Here is a 23,198-nt window from a genome sequence, read left to right on the forward strand (position 1 = left end):
CGGCCCCCTCACGAGTCGTAGTGGACGAGGCGCTTTTGCGCCGCGAACTGGACGAGCGTCACGAGCAGCGTCAGGACCAGGAGGATGAGCGCGGCGGCGCTGCTCATGCCGAACTGGAAGTCCTTGAAGCCCAGCTCGTAGACCTGGTAGACGATCGTCCTCGCGCCCTCGTTGTCCTCGGGGTCCACCAGCACGTAGATCTGGTCGAAGGCCTGGAACGAGCTGATCACCGCGACGACGGTGGAGAAGAAGATCGTCGGCGAGAGCAGCGGCAGCGTGACCGAGCGGAAGATGCGCAGGCTGCCCGCGCCGTCCATGCGCGCGGCCTCGACGATCTGCGGCGGGATCGTCTGGAGCCCGGCCAGGAAGATCACCACGTTGAGGCCGAGCGACGACCAGACCGTCACGACGGCGATGGCCACGATCACCCAGCCGGGGTCGCCGAGCCAGTCAGGCGCGGTGATGCCGAACCAGCGCTCCAGCGACGAGTTCAGGACGCCGTAGTCGTTGCCGGCCAGGATGATCTGCCACATCAGCGCGACGGCCACGGAGCTGGTGACCACCGGGAGGAAGTACAGCACCCGGTAGCAGCCGCCGCCCTTGACGTTGTTCAGCGCGACGGCGATGAGCAGCGCGAGGCCGAGCCCGAAGGGCACGGTCAGCAGCGCCAGCTTGACCGTGTTCCACACCGCCAGCCCGAACTCGGGATCGGAGAGCTGGGCGGCGAAGTTGTCGAAGCCGACCCATTCCTTCTGCCCGAGTCCGTCCCAGCGCATGAAGGCCAGCACGACGGCGAAGCCGAGCGGGAAGACGAGGAACACCAGCAGCGCGGCGACCTGCGGCGCGAGGAAGAACGCGGCCCACCAGCCGTCGCGGTTGCGCACGGGCCGCGCGCGGTGGACCGTACGGGGCCGGGCCCGCGTGAGGACGGTCACGGCTAGCCCAGCTTGCCGTCGACGAGCTTCTGGAGCTGGGTCATGCCCTCGTCGAAGCCGACCTTGCCGGTCCACACCTTCATCAGGTGCTCGTTGATGTCGGCGGTGAGGCCGGGCACGGCGACCTCCTCGGGGTAGTTCGCGAAGCCGGTGTCGCGCACGTCGAGGAAGGTCTGGGCGTGGGCGGGGTAGCCGTCGGCGAGGACGACCTGCTCGGCACCCTTCACGGACGGCGCGGCGCCGCCGCCCTTGAGCCTGATGAGCTGGCCCTCCTTGCTGACGAACTCGGTGAGGAAGGTGAACGCCTGCTCGGGCAGCTTGGTGTCCTTGTTGAGCGCCAGATAGGAGGCGGCCACCGCGCCGGGCATGGGCCGGCCGGTCTGGGAGGGGAACGGCACGATGTCGTAGTCCGCCAGCTCGCCGCCCTTCTTCAGGGAGTCGATCATCCACCGGCCTCCGGCGTAGAAGCCGGCCTTGTGCTTGAGGAACTGCGTGCTCGGGCCGTTGCTGTCGGGCAGCGTGTCGGCGCTGAGGAAGGTCTTGTCCTGGTAGCCCTTGGCCAGAGCCTGCAGGGCCTCGCGTGCCTTGGGGTCGGTGGTGGCGACGAACTTCCCGCCGTCCCAGATCTTCCCGCCGAAGCCGTTGATCATGGAGTACGTGGAGCCGTACCAGTTCCAGAAGATCGACCCGGCCTTGCCGGCGGCCTTGAGCTTGGCGTTCATGTCGAGGTACGTGGCCATGGTCCACCGCCCGGCCTCGTTGAGCGCGGCGGGGTCCTCGGTGATGCCGGCTTCCTTGAGCGCCTTCTTGTCGAACCAGAGCACCTCGGGGTTGGTGTCGTTGGGGACGCCGTAGATCTGGCCGTCCTTCTTGGCGCCGCCGTAGACGCCCTCGAAGAAGTCCTCGGGCTTGCTCTTGGAGGAGGGGCCGGCCAGCTTGTCGTTGAGCGGGGTGAGCACCCCGGCGGAGACGAACTTGCCGATGTTGTCGTCGCCCACGAAGAACACGTCGGGGGCGGTCTTGCTGGTGAGCTGGGCGAGCAGTTTGGGGTGGTAGTCCTCGTACTTGGCGACCGGCTCCAGCTTGAGCTTGATGTCGGGATGGCGCTTCTCGAAGTCCTCGGTGAACTTCTCGTAGAGCTTGATGTCCTCGGCCGATCCCCAGGTGGACCAGCGGATGGTGACCGGGCCGGATCCGCTGCTCACTCCTGGGACGTTCCCGCCGCCGCTGCCGCTGCACGCGGTCGTCGCGACGGCGAGGATGCCCAGGACTGCCAGGGCACGGTTCATGGTCGGCTCCTTCGGGGGTTGCGTGGGGGGTGTGGGTCAGGCGAGCCCGCCGCCGTCGACGACGAGGGCGGACCCGGTGATGTAGCTGGCCGCGTCACCGGCCAGGAAGAGCACGGCCTGGGCGATCTCGTCCGGGGTGCCCGCGCGGCCCATCGGCCGGTCTGCCGCGTCGGACTGGAAAGCGGCCCAGTCCTCGCCGAGCTGGCGGGCCTCGTCGCGCAGCATGGGCGTGTCGGTGTCGCCGGGGTTGACGGAGTTGACGCGGATGCCGGCCTTGGCGTGGTCGATGGCGAGCGCGCGGGTCATGTTGACCACGGCGGCCTTGGAGGCGCAGTACGAGATGGCGTTGCCGCCGCCCTTGAGGCCCCATCCCGATCCCGTGTTCACGATCGAGCCGCCCTCGGTCATGGCGGGGATGGCCTCCCTACACATGAGGAACACCGAGCGGACGTTGACCGCCATGACGCGGTCCCACTCCTCGACGTCGAGGTCGAGCGCGGTGGTGCGGCGGATGATGCCTGCGTTGTTGAACAGGACGTGCAGGCCGCCGAAGGTCTCGACGGCGGCGCCGACGACGCGCCGACAGTCCTCGGGGTCGGAGACGTCGGCCCGCACCGCCACAGCGGTCGTCTCTCCCGCCTCCGCGGCGATCTGCGCCACGGTGGCGTCCGCGCCGGCCGCGTCGATGTCGGCGACCACCACCCGGGCGCCCTCCTTGGCGAAGAGCAGGGCGGTGGCCCGCCCGATGCCCGAGGCGCCGCCCGTGACGATCGCGACCTTGCCGTCGAGCGTCTTCATCCGTTGAACTCCTCACTTGCCGCACAAATGCGATAAATCGTGCTTTCGCGGTATCCAGTGATCACCTGGACGTGCCCGCCGAGCTTCTTGTCGAGGTCCTCGTCGCCGCTGTCGGCCAGCAGCGGCCGTCCTTTCAGCGAAGCGAGCTTCTGCTGGGTGGCCAGGACGAGCAGCCGCTCGCCCGGGCCCGAGCGGCCCCCATCGAGCACCGCGTCGAGCACCCGGGGCGACACCTGCTGGTTCCCGCGCCCCAGCACGAACCCCTGCCCGCCGATGACCGACAGAACCAGCATCGACTCCTTGCCGCTGACCAGGCCGAACAGCTCGGCCTCCGCGACGTCCGCCGCCACCAGGCGGCCGCCTGCTGGAGCGAGCTCCACCACGTCCACGCCGAGCAGCGTGGTGGCGAGGCCCAGGGCACGGCCGACGGCCCGCGTGGTGGCGCCCGGCCCGAGGACGTAACGGACGCCGGGCCGCATCCTGGCCACGACCTCCCGTGCGACGCCCTCGGTGGTGGCGGGCGCCACGCCTGACGATCCGGCCTTGCGCCCCGACAGCGCGGCGCGGGCGGCGGGGACGCGCAGGCTGCCGTACAGCCGGGGGCTGACCAGGCCGCGGCGGTAGGCGTCCTCGTCGAGATCCACCACCTCGGCCTCGGCCGTGCGCGCCGGGTCGAACTCCGCCGCGACGAATCCGGCGGCGGCCGGACTGATGGCGAAGCAGCCGGAGTAGACCTTCACCCCGGCCGGCACGCCCAGCACGGGCGGCGCCTGGCCGCCGAGCGCGCGGACCGCGTCGAGCACGTCGCGCGCCGTCCCGTCGCCGCCCGCGAACAGCAGCAGGTCCACTCCGGCCAGGGCGGCCACGGCGCGCCGCGTGTCCTCCGCGCTCGTCCCGGCGGACCCGCCGGGAGACGCCTCGGAGGGCCCGGTCGGCCGGACCAGGTCGTACGGGGCCCCGGCGGCGCGCACGCTGTCCTCGCCCATCCGGCCCGGCACCGTGCGGACCCGGGTCCCGGGACGGCGGGCCATCAGCGTGCGGACGGCACGCGCCGCCCGCTCGCCGGCCCGGGGCGTCGCACCCCTGGCCAGGGCCGCGCGCTGCACCTCCACGCCGTCGCTGCCGTTGAGCCCGGCCGCGCCGCCGAGACCGGCGACCGGGTTGACGACCAGCCCGACCACCGCCGCGCCCGTCATGACAGATGCTTGCGGACGTAGGCGCGCCAGGTGGGCGCCCACGCCTTGGGGTCGTCGAGCGGCGTCATGTCGATCTTGTGGACGGTCTGGTTGTACGGCGCGCCCTTCACGAACTCGGGATCGCGCCGCGCCTCCTCGGCCACGTGCGCCAGGATGAGCGCGTACTCGTCGAGGTCCTCCTTCGAGTACGACTCCGTGGGCTCCAGCGTGAACGGTTCGGGCACCACGTACGGGTGGTGGCTGGTCCAGTAGTGCACCCCGAAGTCGGCCGCTCTGACGCCGATCTCCTCCGAGTGCACCCCGGTCTGCTCCGACAGCTCCTGCCACGAGTAGCGCACCTGCTCGACCCTGCGCCTGTCCCACGGCGCGGACGCGCCCGGGATCTGCAGGATCTTGTGCATCAGGTAGTTGTTGTTGAGCACGGCCGTCTCGGCGACCTGCCGCAGTCCCTCGGCCCCGAACGCCATGATCCAGGCGTAGGCGCGCACGATGTTCGGGGTGACGCCGAGGAACGGCCGCACCTTGCCGATGGAGGCGGGCGGCGTCTCCAGGCGGTAGGACTCGCCGTCGAAGGCGACGACCGGGCCGGGCAGGAACGGCGCCAGGTCCGCGGAGACGCCGCACGCCCCGGCCGCGGGGCCGCCGCAGGCGTGCGGCGTGGAGAACGTCTTGTGCAGGTTGAAGTGGCACAGGTCGAATCCGGCATCGCGGGCACGGGTGATGCCGAGGATGCCGTTGGCGTTCGCCTGGTCGTAGCAGGCCAGGCCGCCCGCCTCGTGCACCAGGTCCACGAACTCCCTGATCCGGGGGTTGAAGATGCCGGTGTCCTCCGGGTTGGTGATCATCAGTGCGGCGGTGCGCGGGCCGACGGCGGCGCGCAGCGCCTCGATGTCCGGCAGGCCGTCGGCGTCCGGCATCAGGGTGATGACCTCGTAGCCCGCGGTCTTGGCGCAGGCCGCGTTCGACGGGTGGGAGAACATCGTGGTGATCACCTGGTCACGGCGTGCCTCGCCGCGGGCCGCGTGGTAGGCGCGGATCATGGCGATGTTGGCGTAGATGGCCGCCGACCCGGAGCCCGGCTGGAGCGAGACCCGCGCCATGCCGGAGATCTCCGCCAGCATGCGTTCGAGCCGCCAGTAGATCTCCAGCACGCCCTGCACGGTGTCCTCGTGCTGCAGCGGGTGCAGCTCGGCGATGGCCGCGGCGAACCTGTCGTTGACCTTGGGGCTGTACTTCATCGTGCAGGTGCCCTGCCCGACGTCGATGTTGAGGTCGACGCCCAGGTTCTCCTGCGACAGCCGCAGGTAGTGCCGCAGCACGTGCAGCTGGGACATCTCGGGCAGCTTCGGCGGCTGCGCGCGGCTCACGGAGCCGGGCAGCTCGACGCGGGGGGCGCCGGGCTCGGGCACGGCGACGCCGCGGCGGCCGGGCGCGGACAACTCGAAGATGATCGGCTCGTCCCAGCGCGCCTGGTGGAAGCGGCGCAGCGGCGGCTTCGGCGCGACGGGGAGCTCGGCGAAGGACTCCGTGGTGTTCACAGCGTCTCCTGTACGGCTGCGGCGAGCCGGTCGATGTCGGCGATGGAGTGGCGTTCGGTCACACAGACCAGGACCGTGCGGTCGTCGAGCGCGACCCCGCCGTAGATGCCCCGCTCGCGGAGCCCGGCAAGCAGGGCCGCGCTGGAGGGCACCTCGATGGCGAACTCGCGGAAGTGGATCGCGTCGCGGTGCAGCACCATGACCGACGCGGCCAGGGCGTCCATGGCGTAGCGGGTGCGGGCCAGGATCGTCTCGCCCAGATCGCGCATGCCCTGTGGGCCCATGAGCGCCAGGTAGACCCCGGCCGTGATGCCCCAGAGGGCGGCGGCGGTACCGACCCACTCCTTGCCCTCCTCGCGGTGCGCGAAGGAGGTGCGGTCGTAGTAGACGTCGCCGAAGCCGTACTCGCCGGGCACCTTCGTCGGCGCGATGCCGAACAGCCGGGACGGGAACTCCGCGACCAGCGGCTCGTGGTCCTGCGTGGCGATGTAGCCGGCGTGGCCGCCGCCGTAGCTCTGGTGCATGCCGAGCGACTGGATGTCGCCGCAGGCGATGTCCGCGCCGTATGAGGCGGGCGGGGCGAGCACGCCGAGGGAGATCGGGTCGGCGCCGACCACGAGCAGCGCGCCGTGCGCGTGGGCCAGGTCGGCCAGCTCGCGGCCGCGGGTCTCGACCACGCCGTAGACGTTCGGGGTCTCCAGATAGATCGCGGCGTAGGAGTCATCGAACGCCTCGAGTGTGATCTCGCCGCCCTCCCCCACCGGGGCCAGGACGATCCCGATGTCCGGGGCGAGGAAGTCGCGCAGCTTGCTCAGTTTGTCGGCGCTGATGGCGGCGCTGACGCAGACCTTCGAGCGCTTGGTGTAGCGGCACGCCATGCGCAGGGCGGTGCCGGCCGCCTGGAAGCCGTCGTAGGTCGGGACGTTGACGACGTCCATCTCCAGCAGCTCGCCCATCATGCTGACGTACTCGAACAGGGCCTGGAAGCGGCCGTGGTCCTCATACGGCTCGCCCGCGTACGCGGTGAGGAACTCGCTCCTCGTGTTCACCTCGTCGCACACGGCCGGGACGTGGTGCGGGTAGCAGCCGTGGCCGAGGAAGCTCAGCGCCTGCTCCGTGTCGGTGACGCGGTCCAGCAGGCCCTTCATGTGGCGTACCAGGTCGTGTTCCGCCGTGAGCGGCGCGGGCAGCTCGAGTGGCCGGGCCAGGCGCAGCTCAGCGGGAATGTCGGCGTAGAAGTCCTCGACGCTCGACGCGCCGATGGCGGCGAGCATCTCGGCCCGCACGCCGGGTTCGGCGTTCGGGATGTACGGGTGCGTCACGTGCCTCCTTCGATCCTGAGCACTACGGCGTCGCGCGGGGCGAGCTCGATGTCGCCGCGCAGGCAGGTCTGGGTGAGCAGGTCCGTGCCGGGGTGCGGCAGGGTGACCCGCTGCGGGGTGGTCGTGTGGTTGAGCAGGAAGAGGTGGCCCTGGCGGCGGACGGCCTCCACGCCCGCGGGCGCCTCGACGGCCGCGACGCCGCCGAGCACCTGGTCGAGCACGGGCGTCACGTCCTCGAGCAGGCAGCTGACGTAGGTGACGTCGCCCTTGCGGGTGATCGCGGGCAGGCCGTGGAGCTCGCCGCCCTCGTACGTGGCGAGCGCCGCCGCGGGGTCGTCGCCGTCGAGGCGCACCCACTCCGTCCAGGTCCTGGCCACGCCGGTGGCGCCGCCCGCGTACCGCACCCGCTGGGTCGCCCCGTCGGTGAGCGGCCAGAACTCGTCGATCGCGACGCCGAGCAGGTCGCGCAGCGGGCCGGGCGCGCCGCCGTCGTGGACGCGGTCGGCGGCGTCCACGACGCCGCTGAACGGGCCGACCACCAGCTCGCCGGTCACCGACGCGAGCCTCCCTGCCTGCTCGGGGGTGCACAGGTAGAGGTTCGGCACGATCACCACGCGGTAGCCGGACAGGTCGCGGTCCGGCGGCGCGAGATCGACCGTGATGCCGCGGGCGTGCAGTGGCGCGTACCAGGCGAGCAGCAGGTCCTTGAGCTTGAGCCGGTTGGACGGCATCGACTCCGGTGCCTCCAGGCCCCACCAGCTGTCCCAGCCGAGCACGAGTGCCACCTCGGCCCGCGTGTCCGTGCCCGCGACCTCCGCGAGTCGCCGCAGGTCGGAGCCGAGGCGGAGGGTGTCCTGCCAGCCGCGCGTGCGCGTGCCGCCGTGCGGGAGGAGGGCCGAGTGGAACTTCTCCGGGCCGTACTTGGCCTGACGCCACTGGAAGAACAGCACGCCGTCGGCGCCGTGCGCCACCGCCTGAAGGCTGTGCAGCCGCATCATGCTGGGCGGTTTGGGGACGTTCACCACGCGCCACGACACCGCCGACGGCGCCGACTCCAGGAGCAGCCAGGGGCGCCGTTTGAGCGAGCGCATCAGGTCGTAGCTGAGCGCGACCGCCACGTGCGACTCCGGGTCGGCCGGATCGGGATAGGCGTCATCGCTCACCAGGTCCTCGGCCGCGGCCCACGCCCAGTAGTCGAGGCCGTGCAGGATGCTCATGAAGTTCGTGGTGACGGGAACGTCCGGGGTTGTCATGCGCAGCACGTCACGCTCGGCGGAGAACAGCTCCAGCAGCGCGTCGCTGCAGAAACGGCGCCAGTCGAGGAGCTGGGCCGGGTTGATCGGGCCCGGCGCCTTGCGCGGCGGCTCGATCTGGCCGAACGCGGTGTAGTGCTGGCCCCAGCAGGACGTGCCCCAGGCGGCGTTCAGCGACTCGATCGTGCCGTGGCGGGCCTCCAGCCAGGCGCGGAAGTGCCGGGCCGATTCCGGGCAGAAGCACTCCAGCGTATGGTCGGCGTACTCGTTGCCGACGTGCCACATGGCCAGGGCGGGGTGGCCGCCGTACCGCTCGGCCATGGCGGTGGCCAGCCGCACGGCGTGCTCGCGGAAGACCGGCGAGCTGGGGCAGTAGCCCTGGCGCGAGCCGAACTCCAGCCGTACCCCCTGTGCGTCGACCGGCATGACCTCCGGGTGCTCGCGGACCAGCCACGGCGGCGGGGTCGCGGTCGCGGTGGCGAGGTCGGCCGCGATGCCGTGCTCGTGCAGCAGGTCCAGGACGCGGTCGAGCCAGCCGAAGTCGTACGCGCCGGGCCGCGGCTCCAGCCGCGACCACGAGAAGACCGCGACGGTGACCATGGTCACCCCGGCCTCGGCCATGAGCCGCATGTCCTCGGCCCAGACCTCCTCGGGCCACTGCTCGGGGTTGTAGTCGCCGCCGAACAGCAGCCCGGGCACGCGGGTCAGGCTCACTCCCGCTCCCTTCTCGTGATATTTTGTATTCAGAATTCATAGTGCAGTATTTTGTATCGCGTCAAGCGGTAAGCTTGGCCCGGCCGGAAACCGAAGGAGCGTCATGCCCATCGAGCGGCGACCGCTGCGCGAGCAGATCAGGGAAGAGCTGCTGACCAGGCTTGACCGGGGCGACTTCGCCGCGGGCACCGACATCAACGAGGTCGCGCTGGCCGCGGAGCTGGGCGTCAGCCGCACACCCCTGCGCGAGGCCCTCATCACCCTCGCGGGCGAGGGCGTGCTGGAGAGCAGCCAGGGCCGCGGCTTCAGGTTCGCGCCAGTGAGCCGCAAGGAGTTCCGGGAGCTGTGCGAGATCGTCGCGGCGCTGGAGTCGCTCGCACTCGACTGCTCCGACCCCGCCCACCTGCGCCGCATCGCGCCCCGGCTGCTGACGATGGCCCAGGAGTTCCCCGACCGGATCGCGGAGCAGCAGGAGATAGAGCGTCACGACGACGAGTGGCACGACCTGCTGGTGAGCGGCTGCCGCAACGAGCGGCTGCTCGACCTCATCACCAGCGTCAAGGCGGGGATGCGACGCTACGCCCACCTGCTGGCGGGCGACGACACCCCGCTGGAGCGGGAGGCGACCGAGCACCGCCTGGTGGCCGAGCTGCTCATCGCCGGAGACCTTCCCAAGGCCGCGCAGGCCCTGCGCGACAACTGGGTCAACGGCATGGAGCGCATGATGTCCCGCATCCCCTCAGCCGATTAGCCCCCGGCACGCAGGACGGCGCCGTCGCCACGAACAGCCGGTGCCCCGGCCGCGCCCACCGCTCATCCCAGCGAAGAGCGGAGGTGTCCCGCTGTCACTCTGGGCGCTAACGTGATCTGATGTCCCGCCTGCCCGTTCTCATCGCAGCTGCCCTGACAATTGCGGCCGGGTTGGGGGTGCGCGCGTTGTTCGACGGCCCCGTGTCGAAGTACGCGGGCGACGCCCTCTACACCGTACTGATCTACACGCTCGTGGTGCTGATCCTCCCCGAAGTGAAACCCTGGGTGGCGGCGGCGCTGGCGGCCGGCGGGAGCTGGATGATCGAGTTCGCCCAGCTCGGCGAGATCCCGGCCACGCTGCGACCGCTGCTGGGCAGCACGTTCAACCCGCCCGACCTGTTCTGGTACGCGGTGGGCGCCGTGACAGCCTGGACCGCGCACACGCTCTGGCTACGGAGGACCGGATGACGGCGTGGCGGATCCTGCCGGCCACGGCGACCGCGGCGGGCCTGGCAAGTCACGGCCCTGGTCCACCGGCTCACGACCAAACCGGCGAACGCTTCAGCGCTTGACGATCTTCTGGGCAGAGTTGACGCTGCATGAGCTACGGGCGCAGCCTGTCAGGCTCGTGGAGCACAATGTCTGCCAGACCGTGCGGGAACAGATGCTTGACACTGTCTGCATAGCCCGCGCCGTCGACAGGTTTCCTAACCTGATCTCCGTCCACTCGCACCGGCATGGAGACGCCGCCCGATGAAACGTCGGCCGTTGGCGTGATCTCGCAGGCCGCCCAGGCAAACGACGAAGAGTCCGCTTTGCCGAGTAGCCGGACCTTGCAGGTGCCCGGGGCCCAAAGCAATTTGTCTGGCAGGTGCGCGGCGAGGCGTTTCTCCTCAGCCTGCACAGCTGGCGTGTTGCGGTCAGGCAGCTGGTACGACGACTCCGAGCAACCGGACATCACCCCGATCATTACTCCGATGCCGACAACATATCGACGCAACATACCCCCGATGATGTCATCGCCGCATCGCCACTGCCGAAGTCTCTGCTACCGGGCGTAGCAGCCGTTCGTCCCGTGCGCCTACGGGGTGGCGGGCGATCCGGAACAGCCCTGACTGCTGGCTCTGCGCGTCGCGGGCAATGTGACCGATGGCGTACGGACGGGCTTGGGCGCCATTCATCCTGGCGGCCTTGACAGGATGCTTCTGGAAGATCGCGTATGGTACCGGGAACGATGAGGCTCATCGCTGACGTGCGACCGTATCGACGCGCGCCGGCGGGCGATTGGAGGCCACGATGTCGTCAGAGGTTGCCTTCACCGAGCGGGTCGTCGCGGAATCGCCGCGGTATTCGGGAGCGGTGTTCACGGTCTTGACCTCGCAGGTCGAGGTCGCTCCTGGCCGTGTCGAGTCGTTCGAGGTGGTCACCAAGGGCGCTGACAGCGTCGCGCTCCTGCCCGTCTCGGACTCCGGCATGGTTCACTTGGTCGAGGAGTATTGCCCCGCGACGGCTCGCCGCCAGGTCGGCCTCCCTAAGGGTGGCATCGAGGCGGGCGAGGAGCCGTCGCAAGCAGCGCAGCGGGAGTTGGCCGAGGAACTGTCCCTGACCGGTGACCTCTTCCGGCTGGCAACATTTGATCTTCAGCCTGGTTACCTCCGCCAGAGCACCGTGGTGTATCTCGTGCGGAACCTACGTCCTGCCCGAGGAAGCGGGGACGAGCGCACCAATCTCATCACGGCAACCATGCCGTTTGCTGAGGCCGTCGCCCGGGCGCGGAACGGACAGTTCACAGATGTGAGACTCGTTGCATCACTGCTGCTCGCTGAACCTATGGTGATGCGGTCAGGCAAGAACGAGAGGTGACATGCGCCATCTCCATCCGGCGGGTCGCGACCGCGTTCTTCCTCTCCCACTCTCGATCGTGGTCACTGGGCCGGTGCCCCAGGTCCACATGTCGAACGCCTCGTCCACCACCAGCATGCCGAGACGGTCGCAGGCGTCGAGCATCGCGGTGCTCATGGGATGGTGCGACATGCGGATCGCGTTGAACCCCGCGTCCTTGAGCAGCCGCACGCGGCGCTCCTCGGCTCGGGCGAACGTCGCGGCGCCCAGTGGTCCGTTGTCGTGGTGCACGCAGGCGCCGCGCAGCTTGACCGTCTCGCCGTTGATCCGCAACCCGTGCTCGGGGTCCAGGCGCAATGACCGGATGCCCTCGGGCGCGTCCACCGCCGAGAGCAAGCGGATCGCGACGGTTCTGTTCGACGAGGTGACCAAGGAACGGGACGTCACCTCGTTCGACCGGTACGCCGCCGACCCGCTCCACCAGCACAACCCGCAGTCGTACGACGGCATCGCGGCCGCCAAGGAGCAGTTCACGTCGGCCTTCGCCGCTAACCCGGATCTCAGCATCAGCGTGAAACGGGTCATCGCCGACGGCGAGTACGTCGCCTTCCACCACCACTTCAAGTCTTCCCCGGAGGACCGGGGGGCGGCCGTCATCGACATCTTCCGGGTGCGGGCCGGCAAGGTCGTCGAGCACTGGGACGTCATCCAGCCGGTCCCGGAGAAGTCGGCCAACGACAACACCATGTTCTAGCCGCGGAACGTCTCAGGCGGGTCGGCGCCGGGCCGCCCGACCGGCACTCCCCCGCCCGAGAAGGACGACATGAGGGTACGAGATCGCGCACCGTGCCGCCGAGGCCGTTCTGGACACCGCACGCGCCGGCGCTCTGAAGGTCTGCGCCACCGTGGGTCCCCTCCGGCAAGAACGGGTTTGTCGGTGGGGCGATCTAGTGTCCCGGCCATGACTTCTGCGACGCAGGCGTACACGTACGCCGCGCCCTCCTCACTTGTCGACGGTCGTCTCGGTTTGGCGACCTCCGGCGAACGGGCCCTGTCCGGCCCGGCCGTGGCCCCCCGGTTCTTCAGCGGCGTGGTGACCCAGGCGGCCCCCGCCGCGGCGGGCCTGCTCGGCGTCGCCGATGTGGCGCTGGCCCGCTACCACCAACCGCAGGCGCGGCCCGGCTGGGTGCGGGACCCGGTGGTGACGTGCAACGGAGACCGGTTGCGGTTCGAATCGTTCTCGGCCTGTGGCGGCGTGTATGCCCGGCTTGATCTGCTGAACCGCACGCTCGACGGCGAGGTGTTCGACCGGGGCACCACCAACGTCGACGTGAACGCGCCGCTCCGCGAGGCGCTGGCGCGCGTCGGCGCGCGTGACCCGTTGCACCTGGGGGTGGGCCTCGACGAGCTGGTCGTGACCACGATGGACGGCGCGGTGGTGGAGAAGAAGGTACCGCTGCCCGAGCGCTGGTTGCGCGGATTCGCCGGCGAGGGCGCGGTGCTCGGCGACCTGGCCACCGACGAGGCCGAGAACGACGCCGACGTCGTGGGCATGCTGCTCAACTTCGAGCCCGAGGTCGAGATCGGCCTGCTGGCCGACCGCGCGGGCATCCCCGCCGACCGGGTGCGGGCTGCGCTGACGCAGCTCGGCGTCGCCGGCCGGGTCGGCTACGACCTGTCGGAGGCCGCCCACTTCCACCGTGAGCTGCCCTACGACAAGGACAACGTGATCCTGCTCAACCCACGGCTGGCCAAGGCGCGCAAGCTCGTCGACGCGGGCGCCGTGCACCTCGAAGGCGAGCTGGCCACCGTCCACACCTCGGGCGGCGCGCGCCGGGTCTCGCTGGCCGACGGCCCCTGCACCTGCGAGTGGTGGTGGGACCATCGCGGCTCCCGTGGGCCGTGCAAACACGTGCTGGCCGCCCGGATCGTCGCCCGCGCCGCCGTGGAGGTCTCCCGATGACCCTCTGGACGGAGATCTGCGACCTGATCACTCGCAACCAGGTCACCCGCCTGGCCGACCGGCTGGTCACGCTCACCGAGGAGGAGCGCGCCGAGCTGGGCGGGCGGTTGCCCGGCCTCGTCAAGGAGCTGCGCCGCGCCCGCACCGAGCAGGTGCGCGCCCAGCATCCCGACGACTTCGAGGAGCTGGCCTCCTGGGAGGTCGGCGACCTGCTCGACGAACTGGCCGGCGCGCTGCTGCTGACCGGTGTCGGCGTCATCACCGGCCCGGCGGCCGCCGTGACGTGGATGACCAGCCGCGACGTCAACCGCCGCTGGGCCGAGGACCCCGACGTCGCCCAGGTGTGCCGGGTGGCGGCCACCCGCCCCTTGGAGTGGCGTCGCGATGTCGCGGTCCGGCTGGCCCGCCGGGTGCGCCGTCCCGCCGACCGCGTCGCGCCGCTGGCCGTGGCGCTGCTGCGCGAGTCCGGCGCCGTGCCGCCCGACCACGACCCGCTGGTGGCCGCCTGGCTGGCCGCGCCGAGCGTGGCCGGTGACCCGCTGACCCCCGTGTTGCTGCCTCGGGTCTTCGCCGCTGACGGCGCGGGCCGCGCCCTCCGTGACGAGCGGCTGGAGCCCCGGCCGACCCGCTGGCTGGCCGCCGTCGCCCGCGAGCTGCCCAGGGAGCAGGTGCTCGACGGTTGTGTGAGCCGTTTCCTGCGCGGCGGCGAGGCGCAGGACCTGCGCTTCTTCGTACGGCTGCACACGCTCCTCGACCCCACGCCCGCGGAGTCCGCTCCCCGCCTGCGCGACTACCTGCGGTTGTTGCCGTCGGCTCCGGGCACAGTCGCCGAGCTGGCCGCGGGGCAGGTGCGCGGGGCGATGCCGCTCGACCACGCCGACCTGGTCGAGGCGGTCGACGCGCTCACCTTCCGGGCCGAGGCCAAGCTCACCGCCACGGGCCTGCGCTGGCTCGACCAGGCGATCCGGGCCACGCCCGAGGCGGCCGCCGATTTCGTGACCGCGCTGACCACGGCGTACGCGCACAAGTCCTTCGACGTACGCAACCGCGCGGTCGAGCTGACCCTGAAATACGCCGACCTGTTCGCCGACCACGCCGAGGCGATCCTCGACGGCGTCCGTTACCTCCCCGCCGACCTGGGCGCGAAGCTGGCCGGGCGGTTCGGCGGGGAGGTCCCGGTCGAGGAGCTGCTGGCGGAGAAGGAGTTCCCGCCGCTGCCCGAGCTGCCGGAGGCGCGGCGGTTCCCCGAGCCGTCGATCTCCCCCAGCTACCACGAGCGCTGGATCGGCCAGGAGCGCTGGCTGGCGGCCTTCGTCGCCGGGATCGCCGACGACCGGGCGAAACTGCGCCGCAAGCTCAAGCCCCACGTCGAGCAGGACCCGGGCTACTGGCGGTCCAGGGAGGTGCGCCTCGACCCCGACGACTGGCAGTCGGCGCTGTCGGCCGAGCTCGTCACCCCCGGCAGCGTGCCGGAGCTACCGCCGATCGAGCCGGAGAAGTTCTGGGACGGCGCGAACCACTCCGTGCGAGTGCGCGCCCTCACCCGTGGCGAGGAGCCCGACACGGAGCCGGCGCCCCGGCGGATCATGGTGGGCGGCGCCTACCGGCCTGGCCGCTACCTCGACGACGACACCCCGCTGCGCGCCTTCTTCATCACCTGGACCAGCGACGACGGCCCGGATGGGGCGGTGGCCCACGAGGGCGACCGGCAGATCCCCTTCGCCAGGGGCCGGATCCACCTGAACGGCTCCCCCACCGACGTCGAGCAGCCGTGGTATCACGGCGCCGACGACGAGGAGATCTGCGACGACAGACGGCCGGATCACCTCCATCCGGTGCGGACGAGGCCCGGTGTCTTGTACGACGACTCCGTGGAGGCCATGCCGTCCTTCATCCTCGACCCCGCCTACGAGCACATGGCCGAACTCGGCGTGGACCCCGCCCGGATCGCGGCGATGCGGGCAGGGGAGCAGGTGCCCCCGCCGAACCCGGGCGAGCCGCTCGTGCAGGTGACCGTCGTCTTCGTCCCGCCCCGGCTGCGTTCCTTCATGCCCGAGGAGCTGCCCGAGCACGACGAGTGGCGGCGGCGCAACCAGCTGCCCCACCCCAATCGCGTCTCCCCGCCCCACGACTTCCTGCTGCACCGCTACGCGGAACTCGCCGAGGCCCTCCGCAACGGCACGCTGCCACCGGTGCTGCTGGCCACGCCGACCTGGATGAGCGGCCACCTCGACCCCGACGTGCTGATCGACCGGCTGGAGACCTGCGCCGCCGCCGGCGTGGAGCCGCCCCCGGCCGACCTGGCGCAGGCACTGCTGCGGTTGCCCCGGGGCTGCCACCGGGCCGCGGCCGACCGGGCCGCCAAGGTGGACTCGGAGGCGGCGCGCTCGGCCGCCCGCTGGCTCACCGGTGACGGCATGTCCGACCCCGAGTGCGGCCATGTGTGGCGCCACATGGTCGGCGCGTCCATGGTCGAGTTCGGCGACGGCGAACCGGAACACTTCACCGAGGTCAGGCTGCAGCCCGTGGCGCGGGTGACGGCTCCGACCGGCCATCGGTTGATCGACGAGGTGCTGCTGCGCCAGCCGTTCGACTGGGCGGCCGACGAGTCCGGCGGCACGCTCAGGGCATGGCCCGCCATGCTGCCCTCGCACCGCGAGGTCGTGGCCGTCAACTTCCTGCCCTTCTTACTGCGCGGCCACTGGGGTGCGTGGGTGGCTCCGACGGAGCTCACCGGCCTGGAGATCGCCCAGGGCCCGATGGGCGAGTCCACGGCGGTGATCCTCGCCTTCCTCCTGGCCGGCAGCGTGCCCGGCATGATCCCGCTGGCCCTGAGCATGGCCGCAAGGGGCGAGCTGCCCGCCGAGGCGATCGGCCGCCAGCTCGCGCTGGTGCTGCGCCGCACCTGGCGGGAGACCCGCCCCGCCATCGCGGCCCTGACCGAGCTGGCCGACGCCGGCGGCCACCACGAGGTGTGGCGCATCCTGCGCGCCCTGCTGCCCGGGATGCTGCCGGGCGAGGGGCAGCGCATCACCGTGACCCACGCCGAGCTCGTCGCCTTCGCCGCCGACGTCGCACGCTGGACCGGCGCGCGCGGGGAGATCCCGGTCATCAGCGAGTTCGCGCGAAGTCGCCGGACGATCCGCTTCGTCCACGAGTGCAAGCGCCTCCACGCCCAGCTCACCGGAGCCACGTCATGACCTCTGAACGACGTCCGTACCGAGCTCCGCGAGAGCCCGCCGCCGGCCGCCACCGTCGGCTGGGACGCCTTGGGCTGAACCGCCGACGACCAGGTCACCGGCCCTGTCCGAGGTGCTGATGACGGTCGGCGCGGCGACCATTCTCGGCCCCAGCCGGTATGGCCGCCTGGCTGACGCAGCGCGACCTCAGTCCCCGCTGATCCGGTGCGGGAGGATCCCCGCTGGTCCGGCGCGCCGAACCCGCACCGGCTGGTGAAGGCGGTCTCCGGTCGCCCGGTGGCCTGGCGTGCCGATCTGGCGGTACGGCTCGCGCGCCGCATCCGCCGTCCCGACACCCGGATCCGATGGCCGGACGAGCCCGGTTGATCATGGGCTCGACCGGGCTCGTCAGGTGGAGACGGGTCAGGCGAGGTCGAACCGGTCGAGTTCCATGACCTTGGCCCAGGCTGCAACGAAGTCGGTCACGAACTTGTCGCGGGCGTCCTGGCTGGCGTAGACCTCCGCGAGGGCTCGTAGCTGGGAGTTGGAGCCGAAGATGAGGTCGACCGCGGTGGCGGTCCACTTCACCTCATCGGTGGCCACGTCGCGGATCTCGTACACATACTCCTCGGAGTCTGACGCCTTCCACCGGGCGCCCGGGGAGAGCAGGTTGGTGAAGAAGTCGTTGGTGAGCACGCCGGGCCGGTCGGTGAGGACGCCGTGCTGGGTACCGCCGAAGTTGGCTCCGAGGGAACGCAGGCCGCCGATCAGGACGGTCATTTCGGGCGGGGTCAGGTTGAGCATGTAGGCACGATCGACGAGCAGCACCTCCGGCTGGGTCTTCTCGCCGGAACGCAGGTAGTTGCGGAACCCGTCGGCCCGCGGCTCGAGGACCCGGAAGGACTCGACGTCGGTCTGCTCCTGAGTGGCGTCGGTGCGGCCCGGCCGGAACGGCACTGTCACTGCCACGCCGGCCTCGCGTGCTGCCTTCTCGACGGCGGCCGAGCCGGCCAGCACGATCAGGTCGGCGAGCGAGATCTTGGCGCCGCCGGCCTCGTTGAACTCGCGCTGGATGCTCTCGAGGGTGTCCAGGACCGTCGTGAGTTGCCCGGGCTGGTTGACCTCCCAGCTGCGCTGCGGCTCGAGACGGAGCCGGGCGCCGTTGGCGCCGCCGCGCTTGTCGGTGGACCGGAAGCTCGCGGCGGAGGCCCAGGCGGTGGAGACCAGTTGAGCGGTCGTAAGGCCGGACTCCAGGACCTTCGCCTGGAGGGAAGCGACGTCGGCGTCACCCACGAGTTCGTGGTCGACGGCCGGCACCGGGTCCTGCCACAGCTGGGGCTCGGCCACCCAAGGTCCGCGGAAGCGGCTGACCGGACCCATGTCGCGGTGCAGCAGCTTGTACCAGGCCTTGGCGAAGGCCAACGCGAACTCGTCGGGGTTCTCCAGGAAGCGGAGGGAGATCTTCTGGTACGTCGGGTCGACGCGCAGCGCCAGGTCGGTCGTGAGCATCGTCGGCTTGTGCTTCTTCGACGGGTCGTGGGCGTCCGGGATGATCGCCTCGGCGTCCTTCGCGACCCACTGCTTCGCCCCGCCGGGGCTCGTGGTGAGCTCCCACTCGTAGCCGAAGAGGATCTCGAAGAAACGGTTGCTCCACTGCGTCGGCCGGTCGGTCCACGTCACCTCGAGACCGCTGGTGATCGTGTCACCGCCCTTTCCGGTGCCGTGGCTGCTCAGCCAGCCCAGACCCTGTGCCTCCAGCGGCGCGGCCTCGGGCTCCGGCCCCACGTGGTCGTCCGCGATGCCGGCGCCGTGGGTCTTGCCGAACGTGTGGCCGCCGGCGATGAGAGCGACAGTCTCCTCGTCGTTCATCGCCATCCGTCCGAAGGTCTCACGGATGAAATGCGCCGCCGCAGCCGGGTTCGCGTTGCCGCGTGGGCCCTCCGGGTTGACGTAGATGAGACCCATCTCGGTCGCGCCGAAGTTCGGCACCATCTCGGTGTCGGTGACGTAGCGCTCATCACCGAGCCAGGCGTCCTCCGGACCCCAGAAGATCTCCTCTGGCTCCCAGACGTCCTCGCGGCCGAAGCCGAAGCCGAAGGTCTTGAAACCCATCGACTCCAGAGCGACGTTGCCTGCGAGAACGAGCAGGTCGGCCCACGAGATCTGCTGGCCGTACCTCTGCTTGACCGGCCACAGCAACCGGCGGGCCTTGTCGAGGTTGGCGTTGTCGGGCCAGCTGTTGAGCGGGGCGAAACGCTGAGCGCCATCGCCGGCCCCGCCGCGACCGTCGTGGATGCGGTAGGTGCCCGCGGCGTGCCAGCTCATCCGGATCATGAGACCGCCGTAGTGGCCGAAGTCGGCCGGCCACCAGTCCTGCGAGGTGGTGAGCACCTCGATGATGTCCTGCTTGAGAGCTTCGACGTCGAGCTTCTCGAACTCCTTGGCGTAGCTGAAGCCCTCTGCCAGTGGGTTGCCCTTGGACGAGTGCGCGCGCAACACCGAGAGGTCGAGCTGGTTGGGCCACCAGTCCCGGTTCGTGCGCGGACGACCGCCGGTCTTCGAGATCGGCGAGTCGATTGCCGGGTTCTCGCTCTCGCTGCCATGCGCGGTCACGGAGTCATGCGCGAGCGAGTAGCCGGCCGCCGCCTTCCGATCCACACCCTGCGCGCTGGAGGGGGCGTTGTCCTGGGTGTCGCTCATCTACTTCCTCCGAACTTCTGGATCACTGGGCAATACGTCTAGCCGCACAGTCGGAGTAGGTGCCCCAATAGACGACCTCTAGACGACCTCCGGCTCGTCGACCATGAAGCCCTGGTCATCCGAGGCGGTGAGACAGGGGGCGTGGCCGACGGCGCAGCACCGGCGTTGGCCAGCGGACGCAGTACGTCGTACACCGCCTGGTGGGAGACCCTGGGGAGTTCGGCGCGTGCCAAGGCGATCACCGTGTCGGTGTCGACGTGCGCGTGATCGCGCGGCGCGGCGAGCGCTGCCAACCGCGGCCGGATCACGCGCAACGAAACCACTCGCAACTGCGTCTCGAAGTCAGACGCCATATCGTCAACATAGCCGCCCCCTTCGAAGAGCAGATACGCGACCCTGCCCTGCCGCCTGGCTCGCAGCTTCGGGCAGGGGTCGTGCAAGCGAGCAGGTGCTCGCGCTTGTGGCGGTAAGCCAGGCGGTCGCAGACAGCGCAGCTGCAGCGCCGCTGCCTGGACCGCGAGGTGTTCTGCTTGGTCGAGCAGCTCACCACCGCACTCCACGGCTGGATCACCGTCTGGAACGACAACGCCCGGCCGTTCATCTGGCGAAAGACCGCCCACTCGTCGCAGGTCGGGCACGCGTCACCCGGTCGCCTCGAGGATGGGACGGAGTTCAGCCCAGGCCCAGGCTCCGAGCGTCGTGTCGGTCGTGGTCACGGGGGTCCGCGGCTGCTCGGGGACGAATCCCTCGCGCAGTCCGGTCGACATGCCCATGATGGCCTCGACCTGTGCCGGGGACATGCCGGCGCCTGCCAGCGTGGCGCGCATGTCGTCGTCGGCGACGCGGTGGGCGGTGACCGTGCGGCCCAGGACGTCGCCGACCACGGCCAGGACGTCGTCCCAGGACAGGTCCTGTGGTCCGTGTACGGCCTGCACCCGGCGTCCTGACCAGTCGGCGCGCAGCAGCAGGGACGCGGCCACCGCGGCGATGTCCGCCGGAGCGACCCAGGCGAACGGCTTGCCGGTGGGCAGGAGCACGGCCACGGTGCCCGAGCGGATGCCGTCGAGCTCGAACAGCAGGTTGCTGAAGAAATAGCCGCACCGCAGGTGGGTGACGGCGAGGCCGGCGTCCTTGGCGACGACCCGGTCCAGCGCCTCCTCGACGCGGGCCAGCCCGTCGATCTCACCGGCGCCCTCGCGGAGCTCCGCTCCGACGCTGCTCTGCAGGACGGTGCGGGGGATGCGGTTCTCGGCGACCGCGGCGGCGACGATGTCGCCGACCTCGGCGTACGCCGCAACGGGGTCGTCGGCCTCGCCGGGCGGCACGACCAGGAACAGCGCGTCGACGCCGCGGGTCGCCTCGGTGACGGCCGCGGCGTCCCGCAGGTCGACCTCGCGGGCGTCGACGAGGTCGCCCCAGGTCGTGCGGGGCCGCTCGGGGCGGCGGCTCAGCAGCCGCGGACGGACACCGGCGCGGACCAGGTGACCGACCAGGAAGCGGCCGACGTTGCCGGACGGTGCTGTGACAGCGATCTCCATGACGTCCACCGTACGGATAGATGTGGCCGGATCCTGTCCGCGATTGTGGTGACACTGGAGCCATGACCGATTTCGCCCCTGCCGACGGCGATCCCGCCGGACGGACCCTCCGGCTGCTGGAGTTGCTGGCCGCCCGGCCGAGCTGGTCGGCTTCCGATCTCGCCGGGCGTCTCGAGGTCAGCACCCGCACCGTGCGTCGCGACGTGGCCCGCCTGCAGAGCCTCGGCTACGCCGTCGAGAGCCGGCCCGGGCCGGGTGGCCACTACGCGCTGCGCCCGGGGCATCGGATGCCGCCGCTGGTCTTCCAGGACGACGAGGTCGTGGCTCTGGTGGCGGCCCTGCGCATGGTCGAGGGGATCCTCGCCGGGGACGCCGCGCACCGGGCGCTGGCCAAGCTGTCGCAGGTGCTCCCGCGGCGGCTGCGCACCGTCCTGGACACCGCCGCCGCGGGCAGTGAGAACGTCGGCGGCGAGCGCGAGGGCGTGGCACCCTCGACCCTGGCGGTGCTGCTCCGCGCGGCCGACCAGGATCTCGTGCTGCGGTTCTGCTACCGCGACCGGCACGGGGCCGTCAGCCGGCGGCGGGTGGAGGCGGTGCGGTGCCTCTACGCCCGCGGCCGCTGGTACGTTCTCGCCCACGACCTCGACGCCGGCGACTGGCGGGTGTTCCGCCTCGACCGCGTGCGGGAGCCGGCGGCGGGGGAACCGGGGTCCGGCGACCGCGGCCGGCCAGCCGCGGACCTCGCGACCTGGCTCGCCACGGACTTCGGCCGTCGACCCGAGGGCTGAGGGCTCAGGCGGCCGCGGCCATGAGCGCCGGGCCGCCGACACGGACGATGACATGATCGCTTTCCAAGCAGGGAGCAACGCTTGGTCCCGGACATACTAAAACAAACGTGCATTGACATAGAAGGTGGGAAGCGGTTGGGTGTGTAGGGACCACCCCCCGTCTCCAGGAGGACCGCTACTCGTGAGCATCGAGTTCCTGCTGACCTCACTCGTCATCGTCGTCACCCCGGGCACCGGCGTGCTCTACACGCTGGCCGCCGGCCTGTCGCGCGGCGGGCGGGCGAGCGTCGTGGCGGCGTTCGGCTGCACGCTCGGCATCGTGCCGCACATGGCGGCGGCCGTCACCGGCCTGGCGGCACTGCTGCACGCCAGCGCCGTCGCCTTCCAGGTGCTGAAGTACGCGGGCGTGGCGTACCTGCTCTACATGGCCTGGTCCACGCTGCGGGAGCGGGGCGCACTGAGCGTGGACCAGGAGTCCACCCCGCGCCCGACGGCCAAGGTGATCGTCGACGGGGTGCTGATCAACATACTCAACCCCAAGCTGTCGATCTTCTTCTTCGCGTTCCTGCCGCAGTTCGTGAGCACCGGCGAGCCCGCCGCGCTGGCCCGCATGCTGGAACTGAGCGGCGTGTTCATGCTGCTGACATTCGTCGTCTTCATCGGGTACGGCCTGTTCGCCGCCGCCGTCAGGAACCACGTGATTTCCCGGCCCGAAGTGCTGACCTGGATGCGGCGCGGGTTCGGCGCCGCCTTCGCCGCACTCGGTGTCAAACTCGCGCTCACCCAGCAATAGTTCCGGTCGACATAGGGCTGGCAGCCCAGGGGAACGCAGAAGTGGTTCATCTGGATCCACCCCGGATTGGATCCGAAAGCCGTTTTGTCCGGATCCGGATGGACCGCAGGCGCCGATCAGATGCGGGGGCGTACGGTCCCGGCCGCCGCCGGGGCCGAGATCGACGGCCCGGCCGGCGTGTTCGACGACCCGGGATCCCGAAGGTACGCCCGGTAGAGCCACACGCATCGAGGCGTCACCACGTCAAGCGCGGTCAGACCCGTAGGTCCTCTGGCGATCAGTCGCCCATGCGCCACCACCGACATTCACGTTCCTCTCGTGATCCTCCGAATCTTGTCGAGGCGCTCGCCCACGGCGCGCTCGTTGCCGTGGGCGGTGGGCTGGTAGTAGACGCGGTCCGCGAGTTCGTCGGGGAGGTGCTGCTGAGGTAGCACACCTCGCGGATCGTTGTGTGGGGATTTGTAGCCGACGCTGATCCTGCTGGTTAACTCGCGACACGCGGTTGTAGGTTCGTGACCTGAGTCTTTGGCGTCCGGGATCATGCGGTGCGCGGCCGGGTTTCCCCCTCCTCCCGGTCGTGGATGGAGTGGTCGGTGTCGA

At 70.7% G+C, this 23,198-nt stretch carries 21 protein-coding genes; 9 read left to right on the forward strand and 12 right to left on the reverse strand.

All coding sequences use genetic code 11. The annotated features are described in order from the left end of the window. Window positions 1–8: 8 nt before the first annotated feature. Genes ABN273_RS49360 through ABN273_RS49390 form a run of 7 tightly spaced genes read right to left on the reverse strand, consistent with a single transcriptional unit; the run spans window position 9 to window position 9,045 of the window. Entirely contained in the window at window positions 9–935 is a 927-nt protein-coding gene (locus ABN273_RS49360; protein ID WP_349456592.1) for a carbohydrate ABC transporter permease, read from the reverse strand. A gap of 2 nt (window positions 936–937) precedes the next feature. Continuing rightward, the gene (locus ABN273_RS49365) at window positions 938–2,224 is read right to left on the reverse strand and encodes an ABC transporter substrate-binding protein (RefSeq protein ID WP_349456593.1); all 1,287 of its coding nucleotides are present in this window, start codon (window positions 2,222–2,224) and stop codon (window positions 938–940) included. 36 nt (window positions 2,225–2,260) lie between these two features. Continuing rightward, entirely contained in the window at window positions 2,261–3,022 is a 762-nt protein-coding gene (locus ABN273_RS49370) for an SDR family NAD(P)-dependent oxidoreductase (protein WP_349456594.1), read from the reverse strand. After that, window positions 3,019–4,218, reverse strand: a complete 1,200-nt coding sequence (locus ABN273_RS49375) for an ATP-NAD kinase family protein (protein WP_349456595.1) — start codon at window positions 4,216–4,218, stop codon at window positions 3,019–3,021. The genes ABN273_RS49370 and ABN273_RS49375 overlap by 4 nt, the downstream gene beginning before the upstream one ends. After that, window positions 4,215–5,756: an aminomethyl-transferring glycine dehydrogenase subunit GcvPB gene (gene gcvPB / locus ABN273_RS49380; protein ID WP_349456596.1), complete on the reverse strand. Its 1,542-nt coding sequence runs from the start codon at window positions 5,754–5,756 to the stop codon at window positions 4,215–4,217. Before gcvPB ends, ABN273_RS49375 begins: the two co-directional genes overlap by 4 nt. Beyond that, on the reverse strand, window positions 5,753–7,078 hold the full coding sequence (gene gcvPA, locus ABN273_RS49385; RefSeq protein WP_349456597.1) for an aminomethyl-transferring glycine dehydrogenase subunit GcvPA: 1,326 nt from the start codon (window positions 7,076–7,078) through the stop codon (window positions 5,753–5,755). Before gcvPA ends, gcvPB begins: the two co-directional genes overlap by 4 nt. Continuing rightward, the gene (locus ABN273_RS49390; RefSeq protein ID WP_349456598.1) at window positions 7,075–9,045 is read right to left on the reverse strand and encodes a beta-galactosidase; all 1,971 of its coding nucleotides are present in this window, start codon (window positions 9,043–9,045) and stop codon (window positions 7,075–7,077) included. Before ABN273_RS49390 ends, gcvPA begins: the two co-directional genes overlap by 4 nt. A 103-nt stretch (window positions 9,046–9,148) precedes the next feature. Between ABN273_RS49390 and ABN273_RS49395 the strand changes: the two genes are divergently transcribed. Further along, a complete protein-coding gene (locus tag ABN273_RS49395; protein ID WP_349456599.1) occupies window positions 9,149–9,796 on the forward strand; it encodes a GntR family transcriptional regulator in 648 nt (215 codons plus the stop codon). A 119-nt stretch (window positions 9,797–9,915) separates the two neighbouring features. Beyond that, window positions 9,916–10,263 carry a ribosomal maturation YjgA family protein gene (locus ABN273_RS49400; RefSeq protein ID WP_349456601.1) on the forward strand — a complete coding sequence of 116 codons (348 nt, stop codon included), beginning with the start codon at window positions 9,916–9,918 and terminating at the stop codon, window positions 10,261–10,263. Between the two features lie 136 nt (window positions 10,264–10,399). Here ABN273_RS49400 and ABN273_RS49405 read toward each other — a convergent pair whose 3' ends face one another. Beyond that, window positions 10,400–10,798 carry a hypothetical protein gene (locus tag ABN273_RS49405; RefSeq protein WP_349456602.1) on the reverse strand — a complete coding sequence of 133 codons (399 nt, stop codon included), beginning with the start codon at window positions 10,796–10,798 and terminating at the stop codon, window positions 10,400–10,402. A 293-nt stretch (window positions 10,799–11,091) separates the two neighbouring features. Here ABN273_RS49405 and ABN273_RS49410 point away from each other — a divergent pair, with 293 nt between their 5' ends. Next, entirely contained in the window at window positions 11,092–11,658 is a 567-nt protein-coding gene (locus tag ABN273_RS49410) for an NUDIX domain-containing protein (RefSeq protein WP_349456603.1), read from the forward strand. On the opposite strand, the gene ABN273_RS49415 is transcribed toward ABN273_RS49410, so the two are convergent. Beyond that, the gene (locus ABN273_RS49415; RefSeq protein ID WP_349456604.1) at window positions 11,638–12,021 is read right to left on the reverse strand and encodes a glycoside hydrolase family 2 TIM barrel-domain containing protein; all 384 of its coding nucleotides are present in this window, start codon (window positions 12,019–12,021) and stop codon (window positions 11,638–11,640) included. The two genes, ABN273_RS49410 and ABN273_RS49415, sit on opposite strands and share 21 nt — an antisense overlap. On the opposite strand from ABN273_RS49415, the gene ABN273_RS49420 reads away from it, so the two are divergent. The 4 genes from ABN273_RS49420 to ABN273_RS49435 all read left to right on the forward strand — a co-directional run bounded on the left by ABN273_RS49420 (window position 12,002) and on the right by ABN273_RS49435 (window position 17,166). Next, the gene (locus ABN273_RS49420) at window positions 12,002–12,391 is read left to right on the forward strand and encodes a nuclear transport factor 2 family protein (protein WP_349456605.1); all 390 of its coding nucleotides are present in this window, start codon (window positions 12,002–12,004) and stop codon (window positions 12,389–12,391) included. The genes ABN273_RS49415 and ABN273_RS49420 overlap by 20 nt on opposite strands. 207 nt (window positions 12,392–12,598) lie before the next feature. Beyond that, the gene (locus ABN273_RS49425; RefSeq protein WP_349456606.1) at window positions 12,599–13,600 is read left to right on the forward strand and encodes an SWIM zinc finger family protein; all 1,002 of its coding nucleotides are present in this window, start codon (window positions 12,599–12,601) and stop codon (window positions 13,598–13,600) included. Then, the gene (locus ABN273_RS49430; RefSeq protein ID WP_349456607.1) at window positions 13,597–16,800 is read left to right on the forward strand and encodes a DUF7824 domain-containing protein; all 3,204 of its coding nucleotides are present in this window, start codon (window positions 13,597–13,599) and stop codon (window positions 16,798–16,800) included. Before ABN273_RS49425 ends, ABN273_RS49430 begins: the two co-directional genes overlap by 4 nt. A 204-nt stretch (window positions 16,801–17,004) precedes the next feature. Further along, on the forward strand, window positions 17,005–17,166 hold the full coding sequence (locus ABN273_RS49435; protein WP_349456609.1) for a hypothetical protein: 162 nt from the start codon (window positions 17,005–17,007) through the stop codon (window positions 17,164–17,166). A gap of 36 nt (window positions 17,167–17,202) precedes the next feature. Here ABN273_RS49435 and katG read toward each other — a convergent pair whose 3' ends face one another. Together katG and ABN273_RS49450 are read right to left on the reverse strand one after the other, a co-directional pair. Continuing rightward, window positions 17,203–19,479, reverse strand: a complete 2,277-nt coding sequence (gene katG, locus ABN273_RS49440; RefSeq protein WP_349456610.1) for a catalase/peroxidase HPI — start codon at window positions 19,477–19,479, stop codon at window positions 17,203–17,205. 641 nt (window positions 19,480–20,120) lie between these two features. Continuing rightward, window positions 20,121–21,017 carry an NAD(P)H-binding protein gene (locus tag ABN273_RS49450; protein WP_349456611.1) on the reverse strand — a complete coding sequence of 299 codons (897 nt, stop codon included), beginning with the start codon at window positions 21,015–21,017 and terminating at the stop codon, window positions 20,121–20,123. Window positions 21,018–21,079: 62 nt separating this feature from the next. Between ABN273_RS49450 and ABN273_RS49455 the strand changes: the two genes are divergently transcribed. Beyond that, window positions 21,080–21,805, forward strand: a complete 726-nt coding sequence (locus tag ABN273_RS49455) for a helix-turn-helix transcriptional regulator (RefSeq protein ID WP_349456612.1) — start codon at window positions 21,080–21,082, stop codon at window positions 21,803–21,805. A 181-nt stretch (window positions 21,806–21,986) separates the two neighbouring features. Continuing rightward, window positions 21,987–22,598, forward strand: a complete 612-nt coding sequence (locus tag ABN273_RS49460; protein WP_349456613.1) for a LysE family translocator — start codon at window positions 21,987–21,989, stop codon at window positions 22,596–22,598. A 305-nt stretch (window positions 22,599–22,903) separates the two neighbouring features. Here ABN273_RS49460 and ABN273_RS49465 read toward each other — a convergent pair. After that, window positions 22,904–23,198, reverse strand: a 295-nt coding sequence (locus ABN273_RS49465) for an AAA family ATPase (protein WP_502911269.1), incomplete at its 5' end; no start/stop codon positions are given.

It is taken from the genome of Nonomuraea sp. B19D2 (genome assembly GCF_040137845.1).
In the GTDB taxonomy this organism is placed as follows: domain Bacteria; phylum Actinomycetota; class Actinomycetes; order Streptosporangiales; family Streptosporangiaceae; genus Nonomuraea.

What these genes read in the sequence shown, in the direction of transcription:
- ABN273_RS49425 (WP_349456606.1), top strand. Translation starts at nt 12,599, where the DNA reads ATGACTTCTGCGACGCAGGCGTACACGTACGCCGCGCCCTCCTCACTT.
- ABN273_RS49375 (WP_349456595.1), bottom strand. Translation starts at nt 4,218, where the DNA reads ATGACGGGCGCGGCGGTGGTCGGGCTGGTCGTCAACCCGGTCGCCGGT.
- ABN273_RS49420 (WP_349456605.1), top strand. Translation starts at nt 12,002, where the DNA reads ATGCCCTCGGGCGCGTCCACCGCCGAGAGCAAGCGGATCGCGACGGTT.
- ABN273_RS49410 (WP_349456603.1), top strand. Translation starts at nt 11,092, where the DNA reads ATGTCGTCAGAGGTTGCCTTCACCGAGCGGGTCGTCGCGGAATCGCCG.
- ABN273_RS49450 (WP_349456611.1), bottom strand. Translation starts at nt 21,017, where the DNA reads ATGGAGATCGCTGTCACAGCACCGTCCGGCAACGTCGGCCGCTTCCTG.
- katG (WP_349456610.1), bottom strand. Translation starts at nt 19,479, where the DNA reads ATGAGCGACACCCAGGACAACGCCCCCTCCAGCGCGCAGGGTGTGGAT.
- ABN273_RS49395 (WP_349456599.1), top strand. Translation starts at nt 9,149, where the DNA reads ATGCCCATCGAGCGGCGACCGCTGCGCGAGCAGATCAGGGAAGAGCTG.
- ABN273_RS49370 (WP_349456594.1), bottom strand. Translation starts at nt 3,022, where the DNA reads ATGAAGACGCTCGACGGCAAGGTCGCGATCGTCACGGGCGGCGCCTCG.
- ABN273_RS49455 (WP_349456612.1), top strand. Translation starts at nt 21,080, where the DNA reads ATGACCGATTTCGCCCCTGCCGACGGCGATCCCGCCGGACGGACCCTC.
- ABN273_RS49430 (WP_349456607.1), top strand. Translation starts at nt 13,597, where the DNA reads ATGACCCTCTGGACGGAGATCTGCGACCTGATCACTCGCAACCAGGTC.
- ABN273_RS49365 (WP_349456593.1), bottom strand. Translation starts at nt 2,224, where the DNA reads ATGAACCGTGCCCTGGCAGTCCTGGGCATCCTCGCCGTCGCGACGACC.
- ABN273_RS49400 (WP_349456601.1), top strand. Translation starts at nt 9,916, where the DNA reads ATGTCCCGCCTGCCCGTTCTCATCGCAGCTGCCCTGACAATTGCGGCC.
- ABN273_RS49405 (WP_349456602.1), bottom strand. Translation starts at nt 10,798, where the DNA reads ATGTTGCGTCGATATGTTGTCGGCATCGGAGTAATGATCGGGGTGATG.